The 18,135-nt window shown below is 36.8% G+C and carries 20 protein-coding genes; 11 read left to right on the top strand and 9 right to left on the bottom strand.

Annotated elements, in window-relative coordinates; all coding sequences use genetic code 11:
- Nucleotides 1–283 precede the first annotated feature (283 nt).
- Nucleotides 284–832: a carboxymuconolactone decarboxylase family protein gene (locus KIM67_RS13145; RefSeq protein WP_213832017.1), complete on the top strand. Its 549-nt coding sequence runs from the start codon at nt 284–286 to the stop codon at nt 830–832.
- A 33-nt stretch (nt 833–865) separates the two neighbouring features.
- Nucleotides 866–1,273: a plastocyanin/azurin family copper-binding protein gene (locus tag KIM67_RS13140; RefSeq protein ID WP_213832016.1), complete on the top strand. Its 408-nt coding sequence runs from the start codon at nt 866–868 to the stop codon at nt 1,271–1,273.
- Nucleotides 1,274–1,424: 151 nt separating this feature from the next.
- On the opposite strand, the gene KIM67_RS13135 is transcribed toward KIM67_RS13140, so the two are convergent.
- Nucleotides 1,425–2,003: a TetR/AcrR family transcriptional regulator gene (locus KIM67_RS13135; protein ID WP_213832015.1), complete on the bottom strand. Its 579-nt coding sequence runs from the start codon at nt 2,001–2,003 to the stop codon at nt 1,425–1,427.
- Nucleotides 2,004–2,192: 189 nt separating this feature from the next.
- Between KIM67_RS13135 and KIM67_RS13130 the strand changes: the two genes are divergently transcribed.
- On the top strand, nt 2,193–2,645 hold the full coding sequence (locus KIM67_RS13130; protein ID WP_213832014.1) for a small multi-drug export protein: 453 nt from the start codon (nt 2,193–2,195) through the stop codon (nt 2,643–2,645).
- Nucleotides 2,646–2,661: 16 nt separating this feature from the next.
- Here the strand turns inward: KIM67_RS13130 and dinB are convergent, their stop codons facing one another.
- A complete protein-coding gene (gene dinB, locus KIM67_RS13125; RefSeq protein ID WP_213832013.1) occupies nt 2,662–3,771 on the bottom strand; it encodes a DNA polymerase IV in 1,110 nt (369 codons plus the stop codon).
- A 27-nt stretch (nt 3,772–3,798) separates the two neighbouring features.
- On the opposite strand from dinB, the gene KIM67_RS13120 reads away from it, so the two are divergent.
- On the top strand, nt 3,799–4,278 hold the full coding sequence (locus KIM67_RS13120) for a CYTH domain-containing protein (RefSeq protein WP_213832012.1): 480 nt from the start codon (nt 3,799–3,801) through the stop codon (nt 4,276–4,278).
- Between the two features lie 257 nt (nt 4,279–4,535).
- Nucleotides 4,536–5,030 (top strand): hypothetical protein, encoded by a 495-nt coding sequence (locus KIM67_RS13115; protein WP_213832011.1) that lies wholly within the window; start codon nt 4,536–4,538, stop codon nt 5,028–5,030.
- 335 nt (nt 5,031–5,365) lie between these two features.
- Here KIM67_RS13115 and KIM67_RS18815 read toward each other — a convergent pair whose 3' ends face one another.
- Entirely contained in the window at nt 5,366–5,524 is a 159-nt protein-coding gene (locus tag KIM67_RS18815) for an integrase core domain-containing protein (protein WP_371815752.1), read from the bottom strand.
- 11 nt (nt 5,525–5,535) lie between these two features.
- Nucleotides 5,536–5,928, bottom strand: coding sequence for a response regulator transcription factor (locus KIM67_RS13105; RefSeq protein WP_213832010.1), 393 nt, complete (start codon nt 5,926–5,928; stop codon nt 5,536–5,538).
- Between the two features lie 470 nt (nt 5,929–6,398).
- Here KIM67_RS13105 and KIM67_RS13100 point away from each other — a divergent pair, with 470 nt between their 5' ends.
- The 6 genes from KIM67_RS13100 (at nt 6,399) to KIM67_RS13075 (ending at nt 12,115) form a co-directional block, all read left to right on the top strand.
- On the top strand, nt 6,399–7,199 hold the full coding sequence (locus tag KIM67_RS13100; protein WP_213832009.1) for an endonuclease/exonuclease/phosphatase family protein: 801 nt from the start codon (nt 6,399–6,401) through the stop codon (nt 7,197–7,199).
- A 94-nt stretch (nt 7,200–7,293) separates the two neighbouring features.
- A complete protein-coding gene (locus KIM67_RS13095) occupies nt 7,294–8,205 on the top strand; it encodes a sugar phosphate isomerase/epimerase (protein ID WP_213832008.1) in 912 nt (303 codons plus the stop codon).
- 127 nt (nt 8,206–8,332) lie between these two features.
- Entirely contained in the window at nt 8,333–9,253 is a 921-nt protein-coding gene (locus KIM67_RS13090; RefSeq protein WP_213832007.1) for an AraC family transcriptional regulator, read from the top strand.
- Nucleotides 9,254–9,424: 171 nt separating this feature from the next.
- Nucleotides 9,425–10,318 carry an alpha/beta hydrolase gene (locus KIM67_RS13085; protein ID WP_213832006.1) on the top strand — a complete coding sequence of 298 codons (894 nt, stop codon included), beginning with the start codon at nt 9,425–9,427 and terminating at the stop codon, nt 10,316–10,318.
- 270 nt (nt 10,319–10,588) lie between these two features.
- Nucleotides 10,589–11,161 carry a hypothetical protein gene (locus KIM67_RS13080; RefSeq protein WP_213832005.1) on the top strand — a complete coding sequence of 191 codons (573 nt, stop codon included), beginning with the start codon at nt 10,589–10,591 and terminating at the stop codon, nt 11,159–11,161.
- Between the two features lie 204 nt (nt 11,162–11,365).
- On the top strand, nt 11,366–12,115 hold the full coding sequence (locus KIM67_RS13075; protein ID WP_213832004.1) for a YqjF family protein: 750 nt from the start codon (nt 11,366–11,368) through the stop codon (nt 12,113–12,115).
- A gap of 293 nt (nt 12,116–12,408) precedes the next feature.
- Here KIM67_RS13075 and KIM67_RS13070 read toward each other — a convergent pair whose 3' ends face one another.
- From KIM67_RS13070 to KIM67_RS13050, 5 genes are all read right to left on the bottom strand, one after another.
- Complete coding sequence (locus KIM67_RS13070) at nt 12,409–13,527, bottom strand: permease (RefSeq protein ID WP_213832003.1); 1,119 nt, start codon at nt 13,525–13,527, stop codon at nt 12,409–12,411.
- A 4-nt stretch (nt 13,528–13,531) separates the two neighbouring features.
- Nucleotides 13,532–14,725: a histidinol-phosphate transaminase gene (locus KIM67_RS13065; RefSeq protein ID WP_213832002.1), complete on the bottom strand. Its 1,194-nt coding sequence runs from the start codon at nt 14,723–14,725 to the stop codon at nt 13,532–13,534.
- 241 nt (nt 14,726–14,966) lie between these two features.
- The gene (locus KIM67_RS13060) at nt 14,967–16,622 is read right to left on the bottom strand and encodes a SulP family inorganic anion transporter (RefSeq protein WP_213832001.1); all 1,656 of its coding nucleotides are present in this window, start codon (nt 16,620–16,622) and stop codon (nt 14,967–14,969) included.
- Between the two features lie 205 nt (nt 16,623–16,827).
- Nucleotides 16,828–17,847 (bottom strand): phenylalanine--tRNA ligase subunit alpha, encoded by a 1,020-nt coding sequence (gene pheS / locus KIM67_RS13055; RefSeq protein ID WP_213832000.1) that lies wholly within the window; start codon nt 17,845–17,847, stop codon nt 16,828–16,830.
- Entirely contained in the window at nt 17,810–18,130 is a 321-nt protein-coding gene (locus KIM67_RS13050; protein ID WP_213831999.1) for a hypothetical protein, read from the bottom strand. The genes pheS and KIM67_RS13050 overlap by 38 nt, the downstream gene beginning before the upstream one ends.
- Between the last annotated feature and the right edge of the window lie 5 nt (nt 18,131–18,135).

The following is an 18,135-nucleotide window of genomic DNA, read 5'->3' as shown; positions in this document are numbered from 1 at the left end:
AAATTTGGGCAAGTAGTCGGGAAATCGCTGCTAACACCTCCTTTCTTTTTAGCTACATCTTTGTCCTATAATTAAAGAAGTAGTAAAATGAAAGCAACAGAAAAATCAATATTCAATCTCATAGCGATTTTTTCAAATCACAAAAAACAGGTAATGTCACCTGTTATATCTGCTGCACATTGCGAGCAGAAACACCACCACGATTTTTATTGTGATGCGGAAAAGCCGTTCATCACAAATTCTTAAACCATATCTAATAATCTTTTAAATAAAATTGAAAATTATGAGCACATTTAATGTTCCTCGAAAAGAAGAAGTAAACAGCACCAATCAAGCAATTTTTGATAGCTTGGAAGAAGCTCTGGGTTTTGTCCCTAATCTATATGCGACCTACGCCCACTCAAACAATGCATTGCAGAATTACCTAAACTTTGCCAATGCAAAAACATCCTTAAAAGCAAAGGAAAAAGAGGTAGTTAATTTGGCCGTGAGCCAAGTCAATAACTGTATCTATTGTTTGTCGGCACATACTGCAATAGGTAAGATGAACGGTTTTACCGAAGATCAAATCTTAGAATTGAGAGCAGGAAAAGCATCTTTTGATAACAGGTTGGATGCGCTGGCACGATTGGCAAGAAACATTACGGAAAATAGAGGGGCAACGGACAACGATGTACTGAACAACTTCTTTGAAGCTGGCTGGACCAAGGAGAACTTGATAGATACCATAGTTCTTGTAGGAGACAAAACCATATCAAACTATGTACACAGTACAACTAAAGTACCCGTTGACTTTCCAGTGGCAAAACCTCTAGAAGCTGTAGAAGCATAATTAATAAACCATAATAAATTAAAAATTACAAAAATGAAAAAAGTAGTAGCAATTTTAGTATTGGCCGTAGGAACTGTATTTACAGTTAGTGCCCAGGACAAGATGATGAAGGATAAAATGATGAAAGATGCTCCAGTAAAAACCATTGCATTGGAACAAACTTCTGGTGAGTTTACTCAAAAACAGATAACGGTATCCGAAGGAACCTATGTTTTTGATATTGCAAACAATGACGTAGGGCATGATGTGGGCTTTGTTCTGGTAAAAAAGGGAAAGGATATCAGTAAACCTGAAAACCACATTAAGACGGCATATGTTACCCAGCCTGTTAAAACAGGTGCGTCGCAAACGTCAAAACCCACGAAGTTAAGTAAAGGTGAGTATGTATACTTCTGTCCTTTAAACCCAACAGCAACGGACAACACTTTAATAGTAAAGTAGTATCTAAAATAACTTAGGATAACGCCTGAAGAGCAAATGTAATTGTCATATTGAGCTTGTCGAAATACCTTGTGTGTTGGTCATCAACAATCGGTTTCGACAAGTTCGACCAGACAACTTAAAACGAAAGCTCTTTAGGCGTTTTTTTGTTTTAAACCAATTGAAAATTGCTAAAAATAGAGGGCGCTATGTTTCTGGACATAAAAATGGGCCAATCATTTTTAAATAGATGACTTTCTGTGATGGCACTTTCGTATAATAAGTAAAGTCCACCAGATATTTTTTCGGTTTCGGCCTTTGATACGTTGATAACGTTATCCTTTACAACATCACCTAAATACGACAATAATTCTGTCTTTTGTTTTTGGATTGCGTTAAATATGTTTTTTTGATTTGGTGAAAGTTCACCCAAGGTTTTCAAGCCCCAACATCCATAAAAGTCTCCTTCCCGGTACATATCTATCAAGAAATCAAAAATGGCTAACAATTGGTTTTTCCCTTTCTTCCTTTTTGCTACATAGTCTTTCAATGATACTAGAAAGGTATCATGGCGTTGTTGTAAGTAAGCCAGGCAAATAGCTTCTTTAGACCTAAAATGGCTGTACAATGTTGCTTTTGCAATACCACATTTGGCTATGATTTCATTAACGCCTGAACTATTGTATCCGTTGGTATAAAAGAGCTCACCAGCAACTGTAATGATTTTTTGATGGATTGGGTTTTTTTCCATAGAGTAAATATACGAAAAGACTGGTCTGTCTGTTTGTTCTTTATGCAAAATGTACTTTTGACGTCTTTGCAGAAGCGTGTAAACTCGTTGTAGAGTGAGATTTTAGTGCTAAGTTTTAATCTTTTTTTAGCGTTTAAAATTCATGGATTAAAGCATTTCCTGACTAATTTTGCATTTCAAAAAAAATCTATGATCATAGATTTAATCACTGCTATGCTTTGGAGTTTGTCCCCCTTTGGAGAAGCCAAGGTGGGAATACCCTATGGTATTATGAAAGGGTTGAACAGCTATGTGGTTTTTATTGCCTGTTTTTTGGCGAATATAGCAGTGTTCCCGATAATGATGTTCTTTTTGGAACACATCAACCGTTATTTGACCCGATGGCGTTTTTACAAGAAATCTGCACTATTTGTTGCTCGGAGAGCAAAAACAGGTTCTGGTACCAAGATTCAAAAATTCGGATTTCTGGGATTGGTTTTTTTCGTAATGATTCCCCTACCAGGTACAGGAGTGTATGCGGGAAGTATAGCTTCGTATCTTTTTAAGATTGAAAAGAAAAAGGCATTCTTTGCCAATGCCATAGGTATTTTTCTCTCATCCGTGATTATTTGGACATTGACAGTTTCTGTAGAAGGGCTATAATTTGACCTTTTACGTCTTAAAAATCGAACTTGAGTTGCACGGATACGGATTCCTTCTCCTTCTCAGGTTGCTCTTTCCTCTTTTTTTCCGTATTCAGATTTGCCAGTGAAATCCCCAATAGGCGAACCGAATTTTCCAATGTGGATTGATATAACAACTCTTTGGCAGTTTCAAGAATCAGCCCTTTATTGGCGACATAATACGGAAGTGTTTTGCTCCGGGTTTGAAGCGTAAAATCGCTATACTTAATTTTTAAAGTAACGGTTTTTCCAGCAATTTTGGATTTTTGAAGGCGTCTCTCAAGTTCAGCAGCAATGTTCTCCAAGCGTTCCAGCATAAAAATTTCACTACTTAGATTTTCGCTAAATGTGCGTTCGGCGCCAACGGATTTTGGAATACGGTGTGGTTTTACCTCACTGTTATGGATGCCTCGTACTACGTAATAATAGTACTTTCCGCTTTTCCCAAAATTGTTGTCCAAGAACTCCAAGGATCGTTGCTTTAGGTCCTGTCCCGTAAAAATGCCCAGTTTATACATTTTTTCTGCGGTCACTTTTCCCACCCCATAGAATTTTCGGATATCCAAACCTTCCAAGAACTGGATTACTTCTTCAGGGTTTACGGTTTTCTGGCCGTTGGGCTTGTTGTAATCACTAGCGACTTTTGCAATGAATTTATTTATGGAGATTCCAGCAGAAGCGGTGAGTCCGGTTTTCCCCAAGATTTTTTTGCGAATTTCCTTTGCAATGAGTGTTGCGGAGGGATTCCCTTTTTTGTTTTGGGTAACATCAAGATAAGCTTCGTCCAAAGAAAGCGGCTCTACTAAATCGGTATACTCAAAAAAAATACTCCGTACCTGTTGCGAAACCTCTTTGTAACGATCAAAACGGGGCTTTACAAAAATTAAATCTGGACAATTGCGCTGGGCAATATAGCCGCTCATGGCACTGCGAACGCCAAATTTTCTGGCTTCGTAGCTTGCCGCCGATACCACGCCTCGTTTAGAACCTCCACCAACGGCGACAGGCTTTCCTTTTAGCTCGGGATTGTCGTGCTGTTCCACGGAAGCGTAGAATGCATCCATATCCACATGAATGATTTTTCGTAAGGGAAAATCAAAGTCCATACTCAAATTTAGGGTATATTTAGTTGTATGGAACACTTAGAAATAGAACGTAAGTTTTTGGTTAAGTCAAGCGCATATAAAAATGAGGCGGTTTCAGAGACCCGAATTGTACAGGGATTTTTGAATACGGACCCTATGCGTACCGTTCGTGTTCGGATAAAGGGAAATAAAGGGTTTTTGACCGTCAAGGGCGAAAGCAACCGATCGGGCACAACGCGGTTTGAGTGGGAAACAGAAATCACTATGTCCGAAGCCAGCAATCTAATTGATCTCTGCGAAGAAGTTATCCTCGAAAAAACCCGATTTGAAGTGCCTTTTGAAGGATATATTTTTGAAGTAGATGAGTTTTTAGGGGAAAACAAAGGTCTGGTACTGGCCGAAGTGGAGCTACAACATGAAGACGAGGTTTTTTCCAAGCCCATTTGGATTGGACAAGAAGTTACGGGAGAAATTAAATATTACAATTCGCAATTGTCAAAGCACCCTTTTAAGATATGGAATGATTGAAAAAATAACCGAGGTGGTCATATATTTTAGTCCAAGATTACATGATGCCCATCAAGGTTGAATTATATCCTGAAAATTTTTAATGAGTTTAAACCGTAGTCCTCATTAACGTCCCATTTAGTCATAAAATCAAGAATAGGTATGATATTGCCAACAGGTGAATTTCCATTGGAAAAGTATTACATTTAGGTATGGAAAGATGGTTATATGGTGTGTTCCGTATATGTACATAAGTTAGCTGCAAGCTGAGCAAAAAAATGGAAGAAGAAAAATCAAAAAACAAAATACTAATAAAACTTATATTATTGGTAGTTCTTATTTGGGGACTATCTGCTATTTTGATTATGACTTTTCTATCCGAATGGTCGGACAGAGGGACTTTTGGGGACTTGTTTGGAGCTGTAAATGCATTGTTTTCTGCTCTTGCCTTTGCAGTTTTAATCTATACTATTATCCTACAACGGGAGGAAATAAAACAAAATAGAGAAGAAATTGTACTGAATAGAAAAGAACTTGAGAAAAGTTCAAAATTGCAACGAAAAGCGCAAGACGTGTTGATTAAACAAGTTGAACAAACTCATCTGAGCGCAAAAATGAATGCTATGCGAACTCTCGTTGACTATTATAATAATCAGATTTCGAATCCAAAGAGTACTGAAGAAGTGATTGAACGTGCCAAGCAAAAAAGAAAGCAAATTATAGTTCAGATTGACCAGTTAATTGACGGGCTGAATGACTCTGATGTGGAATAAAGCCAGCAGCTAACACGGTGTATAAAACATAACTAATAATTGCTTAATCCAAAGGCTTGTGTGTATTTATGAAGACCGCCAAATTTTTAATTTGGCTTTTTAAAAGAGAAAAATTAAAAACAAAATATAAAAATTCGGCTCTGTGTTTATCCAAAAAGTTAGTGTCTTTTTACACGCTACGTTTCATACACAAGACCGTTATGGGCAAGTTAAAAAAAACTATATATTGAGATTAATACTTTTGATTATACTTGTTTTCGTTGGATTCTTCAGCATAAAACAATTTTGGTTTATCGGAGATTATTGTATTGGAATGGAGAATATGTAAGTACCCCTTAATTAGCTACGGTTGGGTTTGTACAATTTAGTTCATTTTTAGATATGGAAAAGCTAGCTTTTCCATAGTTAGTTAAAAAATCTTTGGGCGTTAGGTTTTGTAATGCTTCATGCGGTCTTTTTTCATTGTAGTGATCTCTCCATTGGTCGGAGAGGATCCTTACTTGGCTCAGCGAATCGAACAGATAGGCATTGAGTGCCGTCTTGACAATGCCCGAATCCTTGCCAAAAGTTCTTTGAACTTAAAAGGTTTCACCAAGTAATCATCTGCTCCTGAATCCAATCCCTTGACCACATTTTCGGTTGTTCCAAGGGCGGTGAGCATTATGATCGGCAGATTTTCATAGTCTAGTTCCCTAATTTTTTTAGCGACCAGCCTCCCATCCATACCGGGCAGGACAACATCAAGTATAACAAGGTCTATTCGTTTCTGTTTTAACAGTTCTAAGCCTTGTGCACCTTCATAAGCCAAAAAAACTTCATAGCCCACTTCATTTAATCCTTTTTTAATAAAGGCAGCTACGTTCTGCTCGTCTTCTATGACCAATATGCGTTTTGCCATTAAGGAATACCATATAGGATATTATAACTAAAAATAAAGATAATCATATAGTGTTCAGAAGAAGTTGTAAAAGATATTAGAATGGGATTAGAATTATCTAAGTTTTGAAAAAAAATTCAACTGATTGAACGAATTATGGATTTTGTTCTGTTATAAAGTCAACATTCAATGAAGCATTTGATTTAGCATATGTGCAGATTTAAGGTATTTTTGGAGGATTATATGGTAGCGGAGTAGCACGAATCTATGAGTACAAAAACGGAGAACGGACTATAAACGAAATATTAGGAAGTTGGATAAGCTGAAAAAAGGACACGACAATAATGGCTAAAATTCCTAATTAGAATTTCAAGACTTTTTGCTAAGTTTATGTTTATGGTGGAATGATACTTGTGTGCGATTCTGTAACAAAATCATAGCCGAGACCGTCATGGCTCGTTAAAAAAAACGGGATTAAAAAAATATGGGATATGAAAATAATGTGTCTTAACGGATGGGGCGGAAAACTGTATGATAAGTTACTTCCATATTTGATAGAAGAAAATCCAGACGTTCTTTGTTTGCAAGAAGTTGTACATACACCAGAAACGGATAAAGGCTGGTTAATGTACAAAGACAGAGACCACATTCTTCCTCAGCGGGCCAACTTTTTTCAAGATGTTCAAACTGCATTGCCTGACCATATTGGAATTTTTTGTCCTGCATCCCAAGGAATACTTTGGGATGAGGAAATCAAAATTCCTTCCCAATGGGGACTTGCAACATTTGTACGAAAATCATATCCGATAATCGGACAAATACAAACATTCGTGCATAAATCATATGCACCTTATGATTATGGTGAACATCCACGCTCTCGGAGTGCACACGCTATTAAAGTATTCGATTATAAAGAAGACAGATCTGTTGTTGTAGCCCATATGCACGGGTTAAGAGACTTGAACGGGAAAATGGACACGCCCGAGAGAATGGTACAGGCACATAAATTAATATCTCTTGCGAATGAGCTTACTGAGCAGAATGATTCTCTTGTAGTATGCGGAGACTTCAATGTAGAACCAAATAGTGAGACCTTAAAAATTTTATCCAAAGCTGGACTAACTGAATTAGTAACCACACGGACATCAAAGGGCACTCGAAATTCTCAATATAAAAAGGAAAGTAGATATGCGGATTATATGCTGGTCAATGAACGTATCAATGTTTTGGGTTTCAACGTAATTTTTGAGCCTGAAGTTTCGGACCATTGCCCACTAGTTCTGACTATCTAAATAAATGGAAAACAAAAAATGCATCAAAACGACCGTTTATACCAAATCGTTGTAGCGCATTGTAACAGAAATAAGACATTAAGAATTCAACAATATGAAGACTTTTTTTGGACCAACTCTTTCGCTGTTTTTTGTAGTATTTCTTTTTGCTTGCACGAGAAAAACCAAAGACCTTATCAAAGTTGATGAGGTATCGCCTTGGTGTATCATAGATTTTGACTCTTTAGATAGGACGCCAAAACAGCGGATTGCCATGTTAAAACAAATGGGATTTACAAAATATGGCTTTAATAAGGGAAAAGGAGACCTGAGCAAAATGAAGGATGAATTCAAACTTGCTAGGGAGAATAATATTGAGATAACCTCGATTTTTCTTTGGTTAAATGCCAAAAGAGATAGTGTGGGCAAGTTGAGTCCAATGAATCAAGAATTACTGACTAATTTAGCTGAAACAGATAGTAAGCCCATCATATGGCTAAGCTTTAGCAATAATTTTTTTGAGGAGCTTAATCAAGAGCAATCCGTAGAGTTATCTATTGAAATGATAGCGTTTGTAAAGTTAAAAGCTGATGAATTGGGTTGTAAATTGGCTCTGTACAATCATCATGGTTGGTTTGGAAATCCCCATAATCAAGTAGAGATTTTGGAAAGGTTGAACCAGGACTCAATCACTATGGTGTATAACTTTCATCATGCCCATGAGTATGTTGATGAATTCCCTGTAATCGTAAAAAAGATATTACCGTATTTATCCTATGTCAATTTAAATGGAGTAAGAAAGGAAGGGCCTCAAATTTTGCCAATAGGTCAGGGTGATCACGAATTTGGAATGATCAGGCAATTATTGGATGAAGGATTTAATGGACCTTGGGGCATTTTAGGGCATATTAAAACTGAAGATGTGGAAAAAGTTTTAAATCGAAATATGGATGGATTAAAATTAATAAATTCAAAACTGAATAAGCTGGAAGAAAATAAAACAACCCACAATAATGTACAAATGTAATTACGGTGGATTCAGGGGTGTCCAAATCCACTCGGAATTGCTAGTGTTAGTGCGCTAAACCGAAAAATAACGAATATCAATCTTTACCTGACGGTTATACGTGACCGTTGTATACCATGAGTAAAAAATGCAAAACTTCAAAACAATAAAGGAATACTCTGAAGCAACCGGAATACCGACAGCTAAACATGGGCACTTTGTTGTAAGAAGCTTTCAAGACAATATGCCAACAGTTGTTCATAAAATGCCTGCTTTTAGACATGCCTTCTATGCAATTGCTTTAAAAATGAATGGTGATGGCAAGGCATTGTCGAGCCACTATTCAGAATTTCCAGAAGGTTCGGTTGTTTTTTTCAACTCGCCCTTTCAGATTTTGTCTTGGGATATTGCGCCAAATTGGGAAGGTTATTATGTTTTGATGACTCGGGATTTTATTGCTCAACATCATGTTTTTAAAAACTTCCTCGAAACATTCCCTTTCCTAAAGATTGACAAAGCAATTCCTTTTGAAGTTAACGAACAGGAAACAAAAACACTATTGAACATTTATCAAATGATCAATGAAGAATATCACAGTGATAAAACTGACAAATTTGACTTCATAAGTAATTATGTTCTTTTGCTCTTAAACCATGTTAAAAGATATTTCAACAAAGAAACATCCACAGAAAAAGCCAATCAAATCATAAGAACGGCAAATTTGAAACTATTAAGCCGTTATCAAGAATTAATCGAGATGCATTTTCGAGAAAATAACGATTGGGATTATTCTAAAAATTTACACTCACCAAGTTTCTATGCAGAAATATTGAACATACATCCAAATTATTTAAACGCTATTGTAAAGAGTAATTTGGGTATAACCGCATTACAATATATCCATAAACATCTCTTGCATCTAGCAAAATCTTACTTAACCCAGACAAAGTTAAGTGTAAAAGAAATTGCTTACCAGCTCCAGTTTGATTCACCAAACAATTTCAACAACTTCTTCAAAAAACATACTCAAAATACCCCTGGCAAATACCGTAAATCTGCTCATGTTTGAAATTCATACTTCTTGATTTGTTTTCATAAATAAGTCAGATACTTCTTGTTTACATCTTTGTATCAACAAAAAACACACGATATGAAGAATTCAATAATCATCTTAATAAGTCTATTAGCAACGACCTTAAACGCACAAGAAAAAAAATTACAAACATCTAAAAATTATACCATGAAAAAAGTAACATTTAAAAGCGGAGGTTTAGACCTTGTGGGTAACCTTTATTTACCAGCCAATTATGAAGAAGGTAAACAATATCCTGCTATTCCGATTCTAGGACCTATGACCTATGCTAAGGAGCAAGCGCCAACCGAATACGCAAAACGCTTTGCGGAAAGGGAGTATATAGCGTTAGCCTTCGATCCAAGATACAGAGGCGAAAGTGCAGGAGCGCCACGAGAACTGGAAGACCCAATTGCCAAAGTTGAAGATGCAAAGGCTGCGGCAGAATATCTTGCTTCGCTTTCAATGGTTAATGAGGAGCAAATCTTTGGATTTGCTGTGTGCCAAGGGAGCTCAGAAATGCTCAGAGCGGTATCAGAAGATGATGTATTCAAAGGGCTAGTGACTGTTGCAGGACATTATCGAGATCGAGAAGGAGATGTTCAGTGGATGGGAACGGAAGAAGCATTGGAAGAACGAATTGCAGCAGGAAAAGTAGCACTCAATATCTTTAAACAAACTGGAGAAGTAGTCAATGTTCCAGCTGTTGACCAAACCAGAATGGATGTGGGCATGCCCGGGAAGTTCGTTTGGGATTGGTATCACACATGGTCTGACAGAGGCATTTGGACAAATAATTATCCGAAAATGAGTGACGCATTACTTTTTGAATACGAATCTCTAACTGCTGCCCAAAAATTGGACAAACCCTATTTGATGATACATAGCGACAATAGCTTCTTACCTGATGCTGCTAAAAGACAATTTGAAGCTGTACCAGCAACCAAGAAAAAACTACAGTGGGAAGGAGAAACTGGACACCTGCAATACTATGATGATCCAGAAGTTTTGGACAGAACAGCAAATCAAGCTATTGAATGGTACAACTCAATATTTGAATAGAAAGTACAAGAATTGTTCTTTTAATCAACATTGTAACGGAAACATATAAGATGTATAAAGCAACAACGGTTTGGGTGAAAACCCAGACCGTTTTGCGTTTATTTATGTATTTTAACAAACCGAGAATAGATTGCCTATAATTGGCCACTTTGCTTATACAAGACCATTATCTTCATTATGAAAAAATCGTTCCTACTTTTCATCTTTGTACTGATAATATCACAATTGTCTGCTCAAGACACATTGGTTTTTTCTCAAGAAAATTCGTTAATGTTTAGCAATAAATATTATTTGTATCCAAAGTCAAAAACATTTGAGCATAAATTCAAAACTGATGATGGACAAATTTGGTATGGAAAAGGAGCTTATAAAATTGATGGCGGGAAATTGTTTTTAAGTTTTGGAGATTCTGAGAAAGAGATTAAGATAGAAAACAGAATTACCAAAATATATGACCAATCAAAAAAAACCGATACATTGATTGTTAAGTTTAACGATTTAAAACAAAACCAAATATCTGGATATATTAAGTTTAAAGAAGAATACTTTTATGCCAATTTTGATAATGGAACGATAAAAATACCTAAAAGCAAATTTAAAAAAGTTGATGATCCAACTGTCGAAACTTTTATTCAAGGTTCGCTTGTAAATATTGAACTAACAAAACTAGCGGAGTTAAAATATCTTAAAATTACTGCATCGGATATGTATAGTTACTATCATTTTGAATCTAACTTTAAACGAATTTTGAAATTTAGTAACAACGAAATCATATCAGCTGACTTTTATAATACTACCAATAAGCGAAAAGTAAAATTTGTTGCAGAAAATAACAAAGGCTAACAATGGTGTATAATAATACATAATAGGGTTTTACGCTGAGCGGAAGATCTGTCTGTGATTTACAATGTCGCCAAATATGAAGGTTGGCGTTTGGGAAGAATAATAAGAGAAAAGGAGTTATATTTTGCCTAGTGTCAATCTGAAACACATTGCATATTAACAACCAATGTTTCTTATGCTAGACCATTGTAGCCAATTTGAGAAATGACAATCCGAGAAATATTAAATACCACAAATCACAGACCATGGGAAATTCCGACCGATAGTTGGAAATTTTATCAAGAATGGAACAATGCAATATTTCTTCATTATCAAGTTGACTTGACCGAATTGGAAAAATTCGTGCCCAAAGAATTGGAAATCGACCTTTTTAACGGCGAACCTTGGATTTCAGTTGTTGCCTTTACCATGGAAAAGATAAGACCAAAAAACCTACCTTACTTTTCGCCAATATCAGATTTTGACGAAATAAATATTCGGACCTATGTTAAGTCAAATACTAAAACCGGAGTTTACTTTTTAAGCATCGAAGGGGGTAAAAGGTTATCTTGTAAAGTCGCAAAAGGAATTTCAGAACTTCCTTATAGATTTTCAAAAATTAAAAGGACCAACAAGAGATATCAATCCCAAAATTTAGAATTTAATGATAAACTTGACATTGAATTTACAATTGGAAAAGAACTGACCAAAAAAACAGAATTGGACAAATGGTTAACGGAAAGATATGCTCTTTTTCAAGATACTGACGAGTCAATTAACGAATATGAAATCCATCATTTGGAATGGTCAATTAATGAGATCGATTTAGGGAAATTAGATTTAAGTTATCCAAGATTTGAAAAGTTAATAAATGAAGGACCAAGTAAAATCCATTACTCTAAAGGAGTGAAAGTATTGGCTTGGGGGAAAATTAAAAACAAAAAAACTGCTTGCAATAATGGCAACAATTTATAACCGCCATTCAATCAATCATTTCGATTAAAAAACACGTTGGATTGTAGCAATTGGAGCAATTGTACTTAAATATGCTCAATGGGAAGATTGACCCTGAACATGGCAATATTGTAGATTTGAATAGATAAAATTCATAACGGGCACCATCTCCATAAGTTTACTTAAATTCTTCTAGCAGCAATCAGGTTTGCGAAAGGCGAGTACGATAAAGTACTTGAAAAGTCAACTTTAAGAATGATAGTTGGACGTTGCAAACACAAACAGAACTTCGTGCATTTTAGATAAAACCACCACTATATGTTTTCTGTTACGCTAGGTTTTAATTTTTGCTCCAAAAGCCTTTTATTGATGGTATTGAATAATGGAAAGATTATCCCAGTCCCAAACAACAGCCCTGCCAATACGAAGATATTGGGTGTCGATGCTAAAAAAGAACCGCTGTTAAGCACACCAAGAATAAGTAGGGTTGAAAGCGGAAAGGATAGTGCCAAAATAGTGATGGCGTAATTATTATGAAATGTTTTTTTCTTTTCTGGTATTTCATTTTCATTGCTATCTACCGCTGCAATATGGGCATATGGCCAAAAACTGCAAGCACTTAGACCGAAAGAAAGCAATAATAGGATTTCGTTGGTGACCTGTATCTCTGAAATCGATACAAACAGTCCTACTATCAACACGACCAAGCCGGCACGTAAACAAAGCAATGAAAAAATTTGAAAAAACTGTTTTCTTTTAATTTTTACGGCTAACCCTATAAAAAGAAGAACCAATGGGGTCATAATAAGACTTAGTTTTTTCAATGTTTCGCTCAAGAAAAAGGGGAGTGTATCCATGGTAAAGCCAAAACCTAGTAGAAACAATGCCGCTATGATGAACAAATTTACAGGTTCTGTAACCATGGCTTTTAGCATGGGCTTTAATTTAGAGAATTTGGCCTTGGTTTTTTTTGATTGCAAGGTATAGTGCCAATTCATAGCTATGAGGTATAAAAATACCAGTACAAATACCTTGTTCCCTAAATCTGCCATAGCGGCTTTAGCTAAATAATCCTTCCCCAAAAATTCCAGCACAAAGGGAAAGCAGGATAGGCCGGGTGCCAAGGAGGGCATTAATAATTTTGCGGTACGAAACTCGGAGGTGTTCTTCAAAATGCCCAGAATTGGGAGCAAGAAAGGCATAACGATGAACAAAAGCAGGTTGAGCCCTAGGGCGAGCAGAGGCAATAACAACAATTGAAGTTCAATTTTTACACCCAATAAGGCAATAAAAATTGTTGCTGGCAGTGCCAAGTTCAAAATGATTTTCTTTATACCAGAAATCTCGTCCTTAGACTGGAATTTAACTTTAAGTAAAACCCCGATAAGGATAAAAAATAGAAAAACGACTGTTTTTTGAAGGCTAATATCCATGGAATTAGACCAAAACCTTTCCTAACGCTTGTGTAAATAGCTTCATTTCTTCCATAGTGCCCATACTTACCCTACACCAATCTTTGCCCATAAAATTAAAAGCACGTACCCCAACCTTTAAATCGGTCATTTTTTCAAGAAATACTTTTCCTTCCATCTCTATTGGAAAAATCATGAAACTGGTATAGGACGGAACATATTCAAACCCCATTTGGTCAAGGCTTTGGTATACATATTCTCTGCACTCGGCATTTAGCTTTCTGGAACTATCCAAAAATTTCGAATCATCCATGGCACCCATCGCAGCAAAAACCGAAGGATAGGAAATACCCATTCCCGCACGGGTGATTTTTTGGAGTTTGTTCAATCGCTCTTCTTGGGCTATAGCGTACCCTACGCGAAGTCCGGCCATGCCATGGATTTTTGAAAAGGTTCTGGCAATGATGACATCCTTGCCTTCGCTTATTAGGGAAACCATGCTCTTTTTCATACCGTCATCCAAAAAGCCAAGATAAGCTTCGTCAATAAAAACAGGTACTTTTTCGGATACCCTAGCGCAAAAACCCACTAAATCTTCATGTTGCGTTATCGTTCCAGTAGGATTGTTGGGGTTACAGATATAGACCAATTTTGTGTCGTCATCAATTGCTTTTTCCATAGCATCCAAATCATGGGACCAATCGTCTTTCAATGGCACTGGTTTCCATGTTCCGCCCGCTGCTTCGGCAACACGGATCAACGACATATAAGCTGGGTCGGCCGAAACAACATTCCCTCCATTCATAAAAAGTACCATGGCCGTTTTTTCCAATAAATCCGAAGAGCCAGGACCCATCATAACGTTTTTACGCTCCACACCTTCAAACTCGGCAATCTTGTCCATGAGTTGAAACAGTTCTTTCCAGGCATAGCGGTTACCACCGGCTGCCGAATTTTTCAATGCTTCCAATGCCATGGGAGAAGGTCCATATGGATTCTCGTTTGCGTTTAGTTTTGCGGCTAGAACAGGAAACTCTCTTAGATTTTTAGGAAGATATTCTTTAAAGAACGGACTATAAATTGCATCACCATTTGCATCCAGCTGAAGCGGTAGTTCCGAATTTTTGGAAAACCCTAAATACGGGGCGGCAAGTACTCCTCCAGCGGTAAGAACTCCAGTTTTTATCCAATTTCTTCTGTTGATTTTTCTAGTTTCCATGAGCAATTTTAATTTGAGTTAGCTATTGTCACTAAATTAAAATCAGGTAAAGAAAAAACCTATCGTAATACGATAAAAATCAATGGGTTAAAATATGTAAAATTGAATTTGTCCCTGTGGAAATTATCAATTTGTTATTCTTATAATTAGAACAAGTACAAAATTTACAGTATTTGTATGGATTTAAATAAAAATATAGGAAAATTGTTGTTTTTATCCATGATCTCAATAAAATCCGAACTTATTGTTCCAATTCTTTGGAAATCCAATCAAAACTTTCTTCAATATTTGGGAATACTTGTTCTTCAGGAACCAAATCTGGGATGATACCAACAGAGGTCAATATATCTTTGGGTTGTTCCTTCAGTCCAGTAATAACAACCTTCATTCCTTTAAGGGTCAAATCCAAAACAGCATTTTCCAAAGCATACACCCCGGATTGATCCACATGTGGTACCCTATCCATTCGGAAAATCAAAACTTTTATTTCATTGCCAACGGTTTTGACCTGCTCTTGAAAGTGGGAAGTAAAACCAAAGAACAAAGGACCGTACAAATGTTTGATATAGATTTGCTCACTAAGTTTTTGGGATAAATTGGTTTCATCTTCCCATGGTTTTTCCCCATCAAAACCAGCCAATGTTCCTACTTGCATACCTTTTTCACCAATATCACTTGCTCTTTTCATAAATAACAAAGCGGCGAGCGTTACGCCAATACCTACAGCTTGTATTAGACTGCCAAACGTGGTCCAAAGTAATACGATGATGAGAACAACAGCATCAGCCTTGGGAATGATTCTTAAATGTTTTAATCCTTTTTTGTCAATAATCTTAAAACCGATAGGAATCAGAATACCAGCTAACACGGCCAACGGAATAAATGCTGCAAGCGAGCTAAGGCCTAAAAGAACAGTTAGTAAAAATGCTCCATGTAAAGCCCCAGAGAGCCTGGTACGACCGCCATTATTAATGTTGACAACCGTACCTTTTGTTGCCCCTGCACCAGGTATTCCACCAATGAGTGCAGCAGCCATGTTTCCAATACCTTGACCAATCAATTCCCGATTGCTATTATGTTTTGTTTTGGTCATGTTATCTGCTATTACAGATGTTAACAAGGAATCTATTGAGCCCAAAACGGCCAATACCATTCCATATTCCAAAACCATAAAATAGGCACTACTGTCTATGCTAAATAAACCTTCCAATTGCAATGCTGGCAAACCAGATGGAATTTCACCAATGATAGGCACATCCCATTTAATGAAATAAGCAAAAATGGACACTCCGATCAGTGCAACCAATGCACTTGGAATAGCCTTTGTGATTTTTGGAAAAATATAATAGATGAGCACCGTCAGTCCTCCCAAGGCCAATGCTTGCCAGTTGAACTCTGCAAACATTCTGGGCAAATCAATAATAACCTTGATCGTGGACTTTGGTGAACCCAATCCAACAAATGGGAAGATTTGTAAAATGATGATAATCAACCCTACACCGCTCATAAAACCTGATATCACAGGATAAGGAAAATATTTGATGTAACCAGCAATATTGATCAGTCCAAAAATAATTTGTAAAGCACCTCCAACTAAAAAGCTCAACAGAATAATGCCCATGGCATCTTGTAAGCTTCCTGCAACTTCGATTGCATTGGCAACCAATGCAGCGGATACTACTGTCATTGGACCTGTTGGGCCACTTGCTTGGGTAGCGGTACCCCCAAAGAGAGCTGCTAAAATGCCAACAGCTATTGCTCCATATAACCCGGCTATGGCCCCTAATCCAGATTGTACTCCAAATGCAAGTGCCAAGGGCAATGCAACAACACCTGCTACGAGCCCTCCCGTAACATCACCTTTAAGATATTTTGAATTGTAAATTGATTTGATCATGGTTACAAAGTTGAGTCCTAAAAATAGGAAGTAAAAAGGTCTCTTTCAAAGAAATTGTTTTCTTTAAGGCACTTGTTTAGAATAAAATATGCGTTTAGGTATTGTTGTTACAATGACTTTTCTTTTATTACCATGGTTTTCATGCTAAATAAAATAGTACTGTTCGAAAAATCTAGAGAGGAAGCGACCCTAAATGAAATAAGGTTTATAAAGAACTCTTGAACTGCTCTAAGAACCTAATATCGTTCTCACTCAACAAGCGGATATCAGAAATTTGATGGAGTAACAATGCAATACGGTCAATACCCATACCAAATGCGAAACCGGAATAGACTTCTGGGTCAATATCACAATTCTGTAATACATTTGGGTCGACCATTCCGCAACCCATTATTTCCAACCATCCGGTACCCTTGGTCATTTTATAATCAGTTTCTGTTTCAAGGCCCCAATAGACATCAACTTCCGCACTGGGTTCTGTAAATGGAAAATAGGAGGGGCGCAAACGAATTTTTGACTTTCCGAACATCTCAGAAGTAAAATATTGGAGTGTTTGTTTTAAATCTGCGAACGAAACGTCCTTATCTACATACAAACCTTCAACTTGATGAAAAAAACAATGCGAACGTGCCGAAATTGCCTCGTTGCGATAAACTCTTCCAGGGGAAATCGTTCGAATAGGGGGCTTATTGTTTTCCATATACCTAACCTGAACGGATGAGGTATGGGTGCGCAATAAAATATCTGGATCGGTCTGAATGAAAAACGTATCCTGCATATCCCGGGCAGGATGATATTCCGGTAAGTTCAATGCAGTGAAATTATGCCAATCATCCTCAATTTCAGGACCTTCGGAGACATTAAAACCTATCCGTGAAAAAATATCGATAATTTGATTTTTTACTATTGATATTGGGTGTCTTGCACCAATTTCGATAGGTTCCCCAGGTCTTGTCAAGTCCCCAAACTTGCCATTTATTTCGGCACTGTTTTCGAGTGCTGTTTTTAGGGAATTTACCTTTTCTGTAGCTGTCCCTTTGAGTTGATTGATAACTTGACCGAATTCTTTTTTTTGTTCGTTTGGAACATTTTTAAATTCAGCAAAGAATGTATTCAAGAGTCCTTTTTTTCCTAAATATTTAATTCGGAAAGCTTCTATTTCATCTTTTGAGGTCGAAGTGAATTGCTCAACTTCGCTCAAGTGTTCTTTTATTGTCTCGATCATGGTTGTCGCTCGTAGCGGACAAATTTAGCAAATTGTCCTTGAATATATAGGCAATGAGGCAATGAACTGCTACGCCTCCAAAAAAGTGCCATAACCAGTGCGTTCCCATTTCAAAAACAGATTGTTTTAAATCGATACTTCTAAAGAAAACTGCGATATCAAATACTAAAATGATAAGAAAAACAGCATTGCTCAATGTATTGAAAGGTTTTATAATAAACTTTTCTGCTAGGGTCTCCTTGTAAATTGGACCCAAATCGTTTGGAAAATTTTGTGCTAGCATAGAAA

Source organism: Flagellimonas sp. 389 (assembly GCF_018449435.1).
Classification (GTDB): Bacteria; Bacteroidota; Bacteroidia; order Flavobacteriales; family Flavobacteriaceae; genus Flagellimonas.
Note: the sequence above shows the minus strand (reverse complement) of the source record. Positions and strands in the feature narration are given on the sequence as shown.

Coding starts and splice junctions, on each gene's coding strand:
- KIM67_RS13115 (WP_213832011.1), top strand. CDS start 4,536: ATGGAAGAAGAAAAATCAAAAAACAAAATACTAATAAAACTTATATTA.
- KIM67_RS13085 (WP_213832006.1), top strand. CDS start 9,425: ATGAAAAAAGTAACATTTAAAAGCGGAGGTTTAGACCTTGTGGGTAAC.
- KIM67_RS13105 (WP_213832010.1), bottom strand. CDS start 5,928: ATGGCAAAACGCATATTGGTCATAGAAGACGAGCAGAACGTAGCTGCC.
- KIM67_RS13100 (WP_213832009.1), top strand. CDS start 6,399: ATGAAAATAATGTGTCTTAACGGATGGGGCGGAAAACTGTATGATAAG.
- KIM67_RS13050 (WP_213831999.1), bottom strand. CDS start 18,130: ATGCTAGCACAAAATTTTCCAAACGATTTGGGTCCAATTTACAAGGAG.
- KIM67_RS13145 (WP_213832017.1), top strand. CDS start 284: ATGAGCACATTTAATGTTCCTCGAAAAGAAGAAGTAAACAGCACCAAT.
- KIM67_RS13140 (WP_213832016.1), top strand. CDS start 866: ATGAAAAAAGTAGTAGCAATTTTAGTATTGGCCGTAGGAACTGTATTT.
- pheS (WP_213832000.1), bottom strand. CDS start 17,847: ATGATCGAGACAATAAAAGAACACTTGAGCGAAGTTGAGCAATTCACT.
- KIM67_RS13095 (WP_213832008.1), top strand. CDS start 7,294: ATGAAGACTTTTTTTGGACCAACTCTTTCGCTGTTTTTTGTAGTATTT.
- KIM67_RS13080 (WP_213832005.1), top strand. CDS start 10,589: ATGTTTAGCAATAAATATTATTTGTATCCAAAGTCAAAAACATTTGAG.
- KIM67_RS13065 (WP_213832002.1), bottom strand. CDS start 14,725: ATGGAAACTAGAAAAATCAACAGAAGAAATTGGATAAAAACTGGAGTT.
- KIM67_RS13090 (WP_213832007.1), top strand. CDS start 8,333: ATGCAAAACTTCAAAACAATAAAGGAATACTCTGAAGCAACCGGAATA.
- KIM67_RS13060 (WP_213832001.1), bottom strand. CDS start 16,622: ATGATCAAATCAATTTACAATTCAAAATATCTTAAAGGTGATGTTACG.
- dinB (WP_213832013.1), bottom strand. CDS start 3,771: ATGGACTTTGATTTTCCCTTACGAAAAATCATTCATGTGGATATGGAT.
- KIM67_RS13075 (WP_213832004.1), top strand. CDS start 11,366: ATGACAATCCGAGAAATATTAAATACCACAAATCACAGACCATGGGAA.
- KIM67_RS13130 (WP_213832014.1), top strand. CDS start 2,193: ATGATCATAGATTTAATCACTGCTATGCTTTGGAGTTTGTCCCCCTTT.
- KIM67_RS13135 (WP_213832015.1), bottom strand. CDS start 2,003: ATGGAAAAAAACCCAATCCATCAAAAAATCATTACAGTTGCTGGTGAG.
- KIM67_RS13070 (WP_213832003.1), bottom strand. CDS start 13,527: ATGGATATTAGCCTTCAAAAAACAGTCGTTTTTCTATTTTTTATCCTT.
- KIM67_RS13120 (WP_213832012.1), top strand. CDS start 3,799: ATGGAACACTTAGAAATAGAACGTAAGTTTTTGGTTAAGTCAAGCGCA.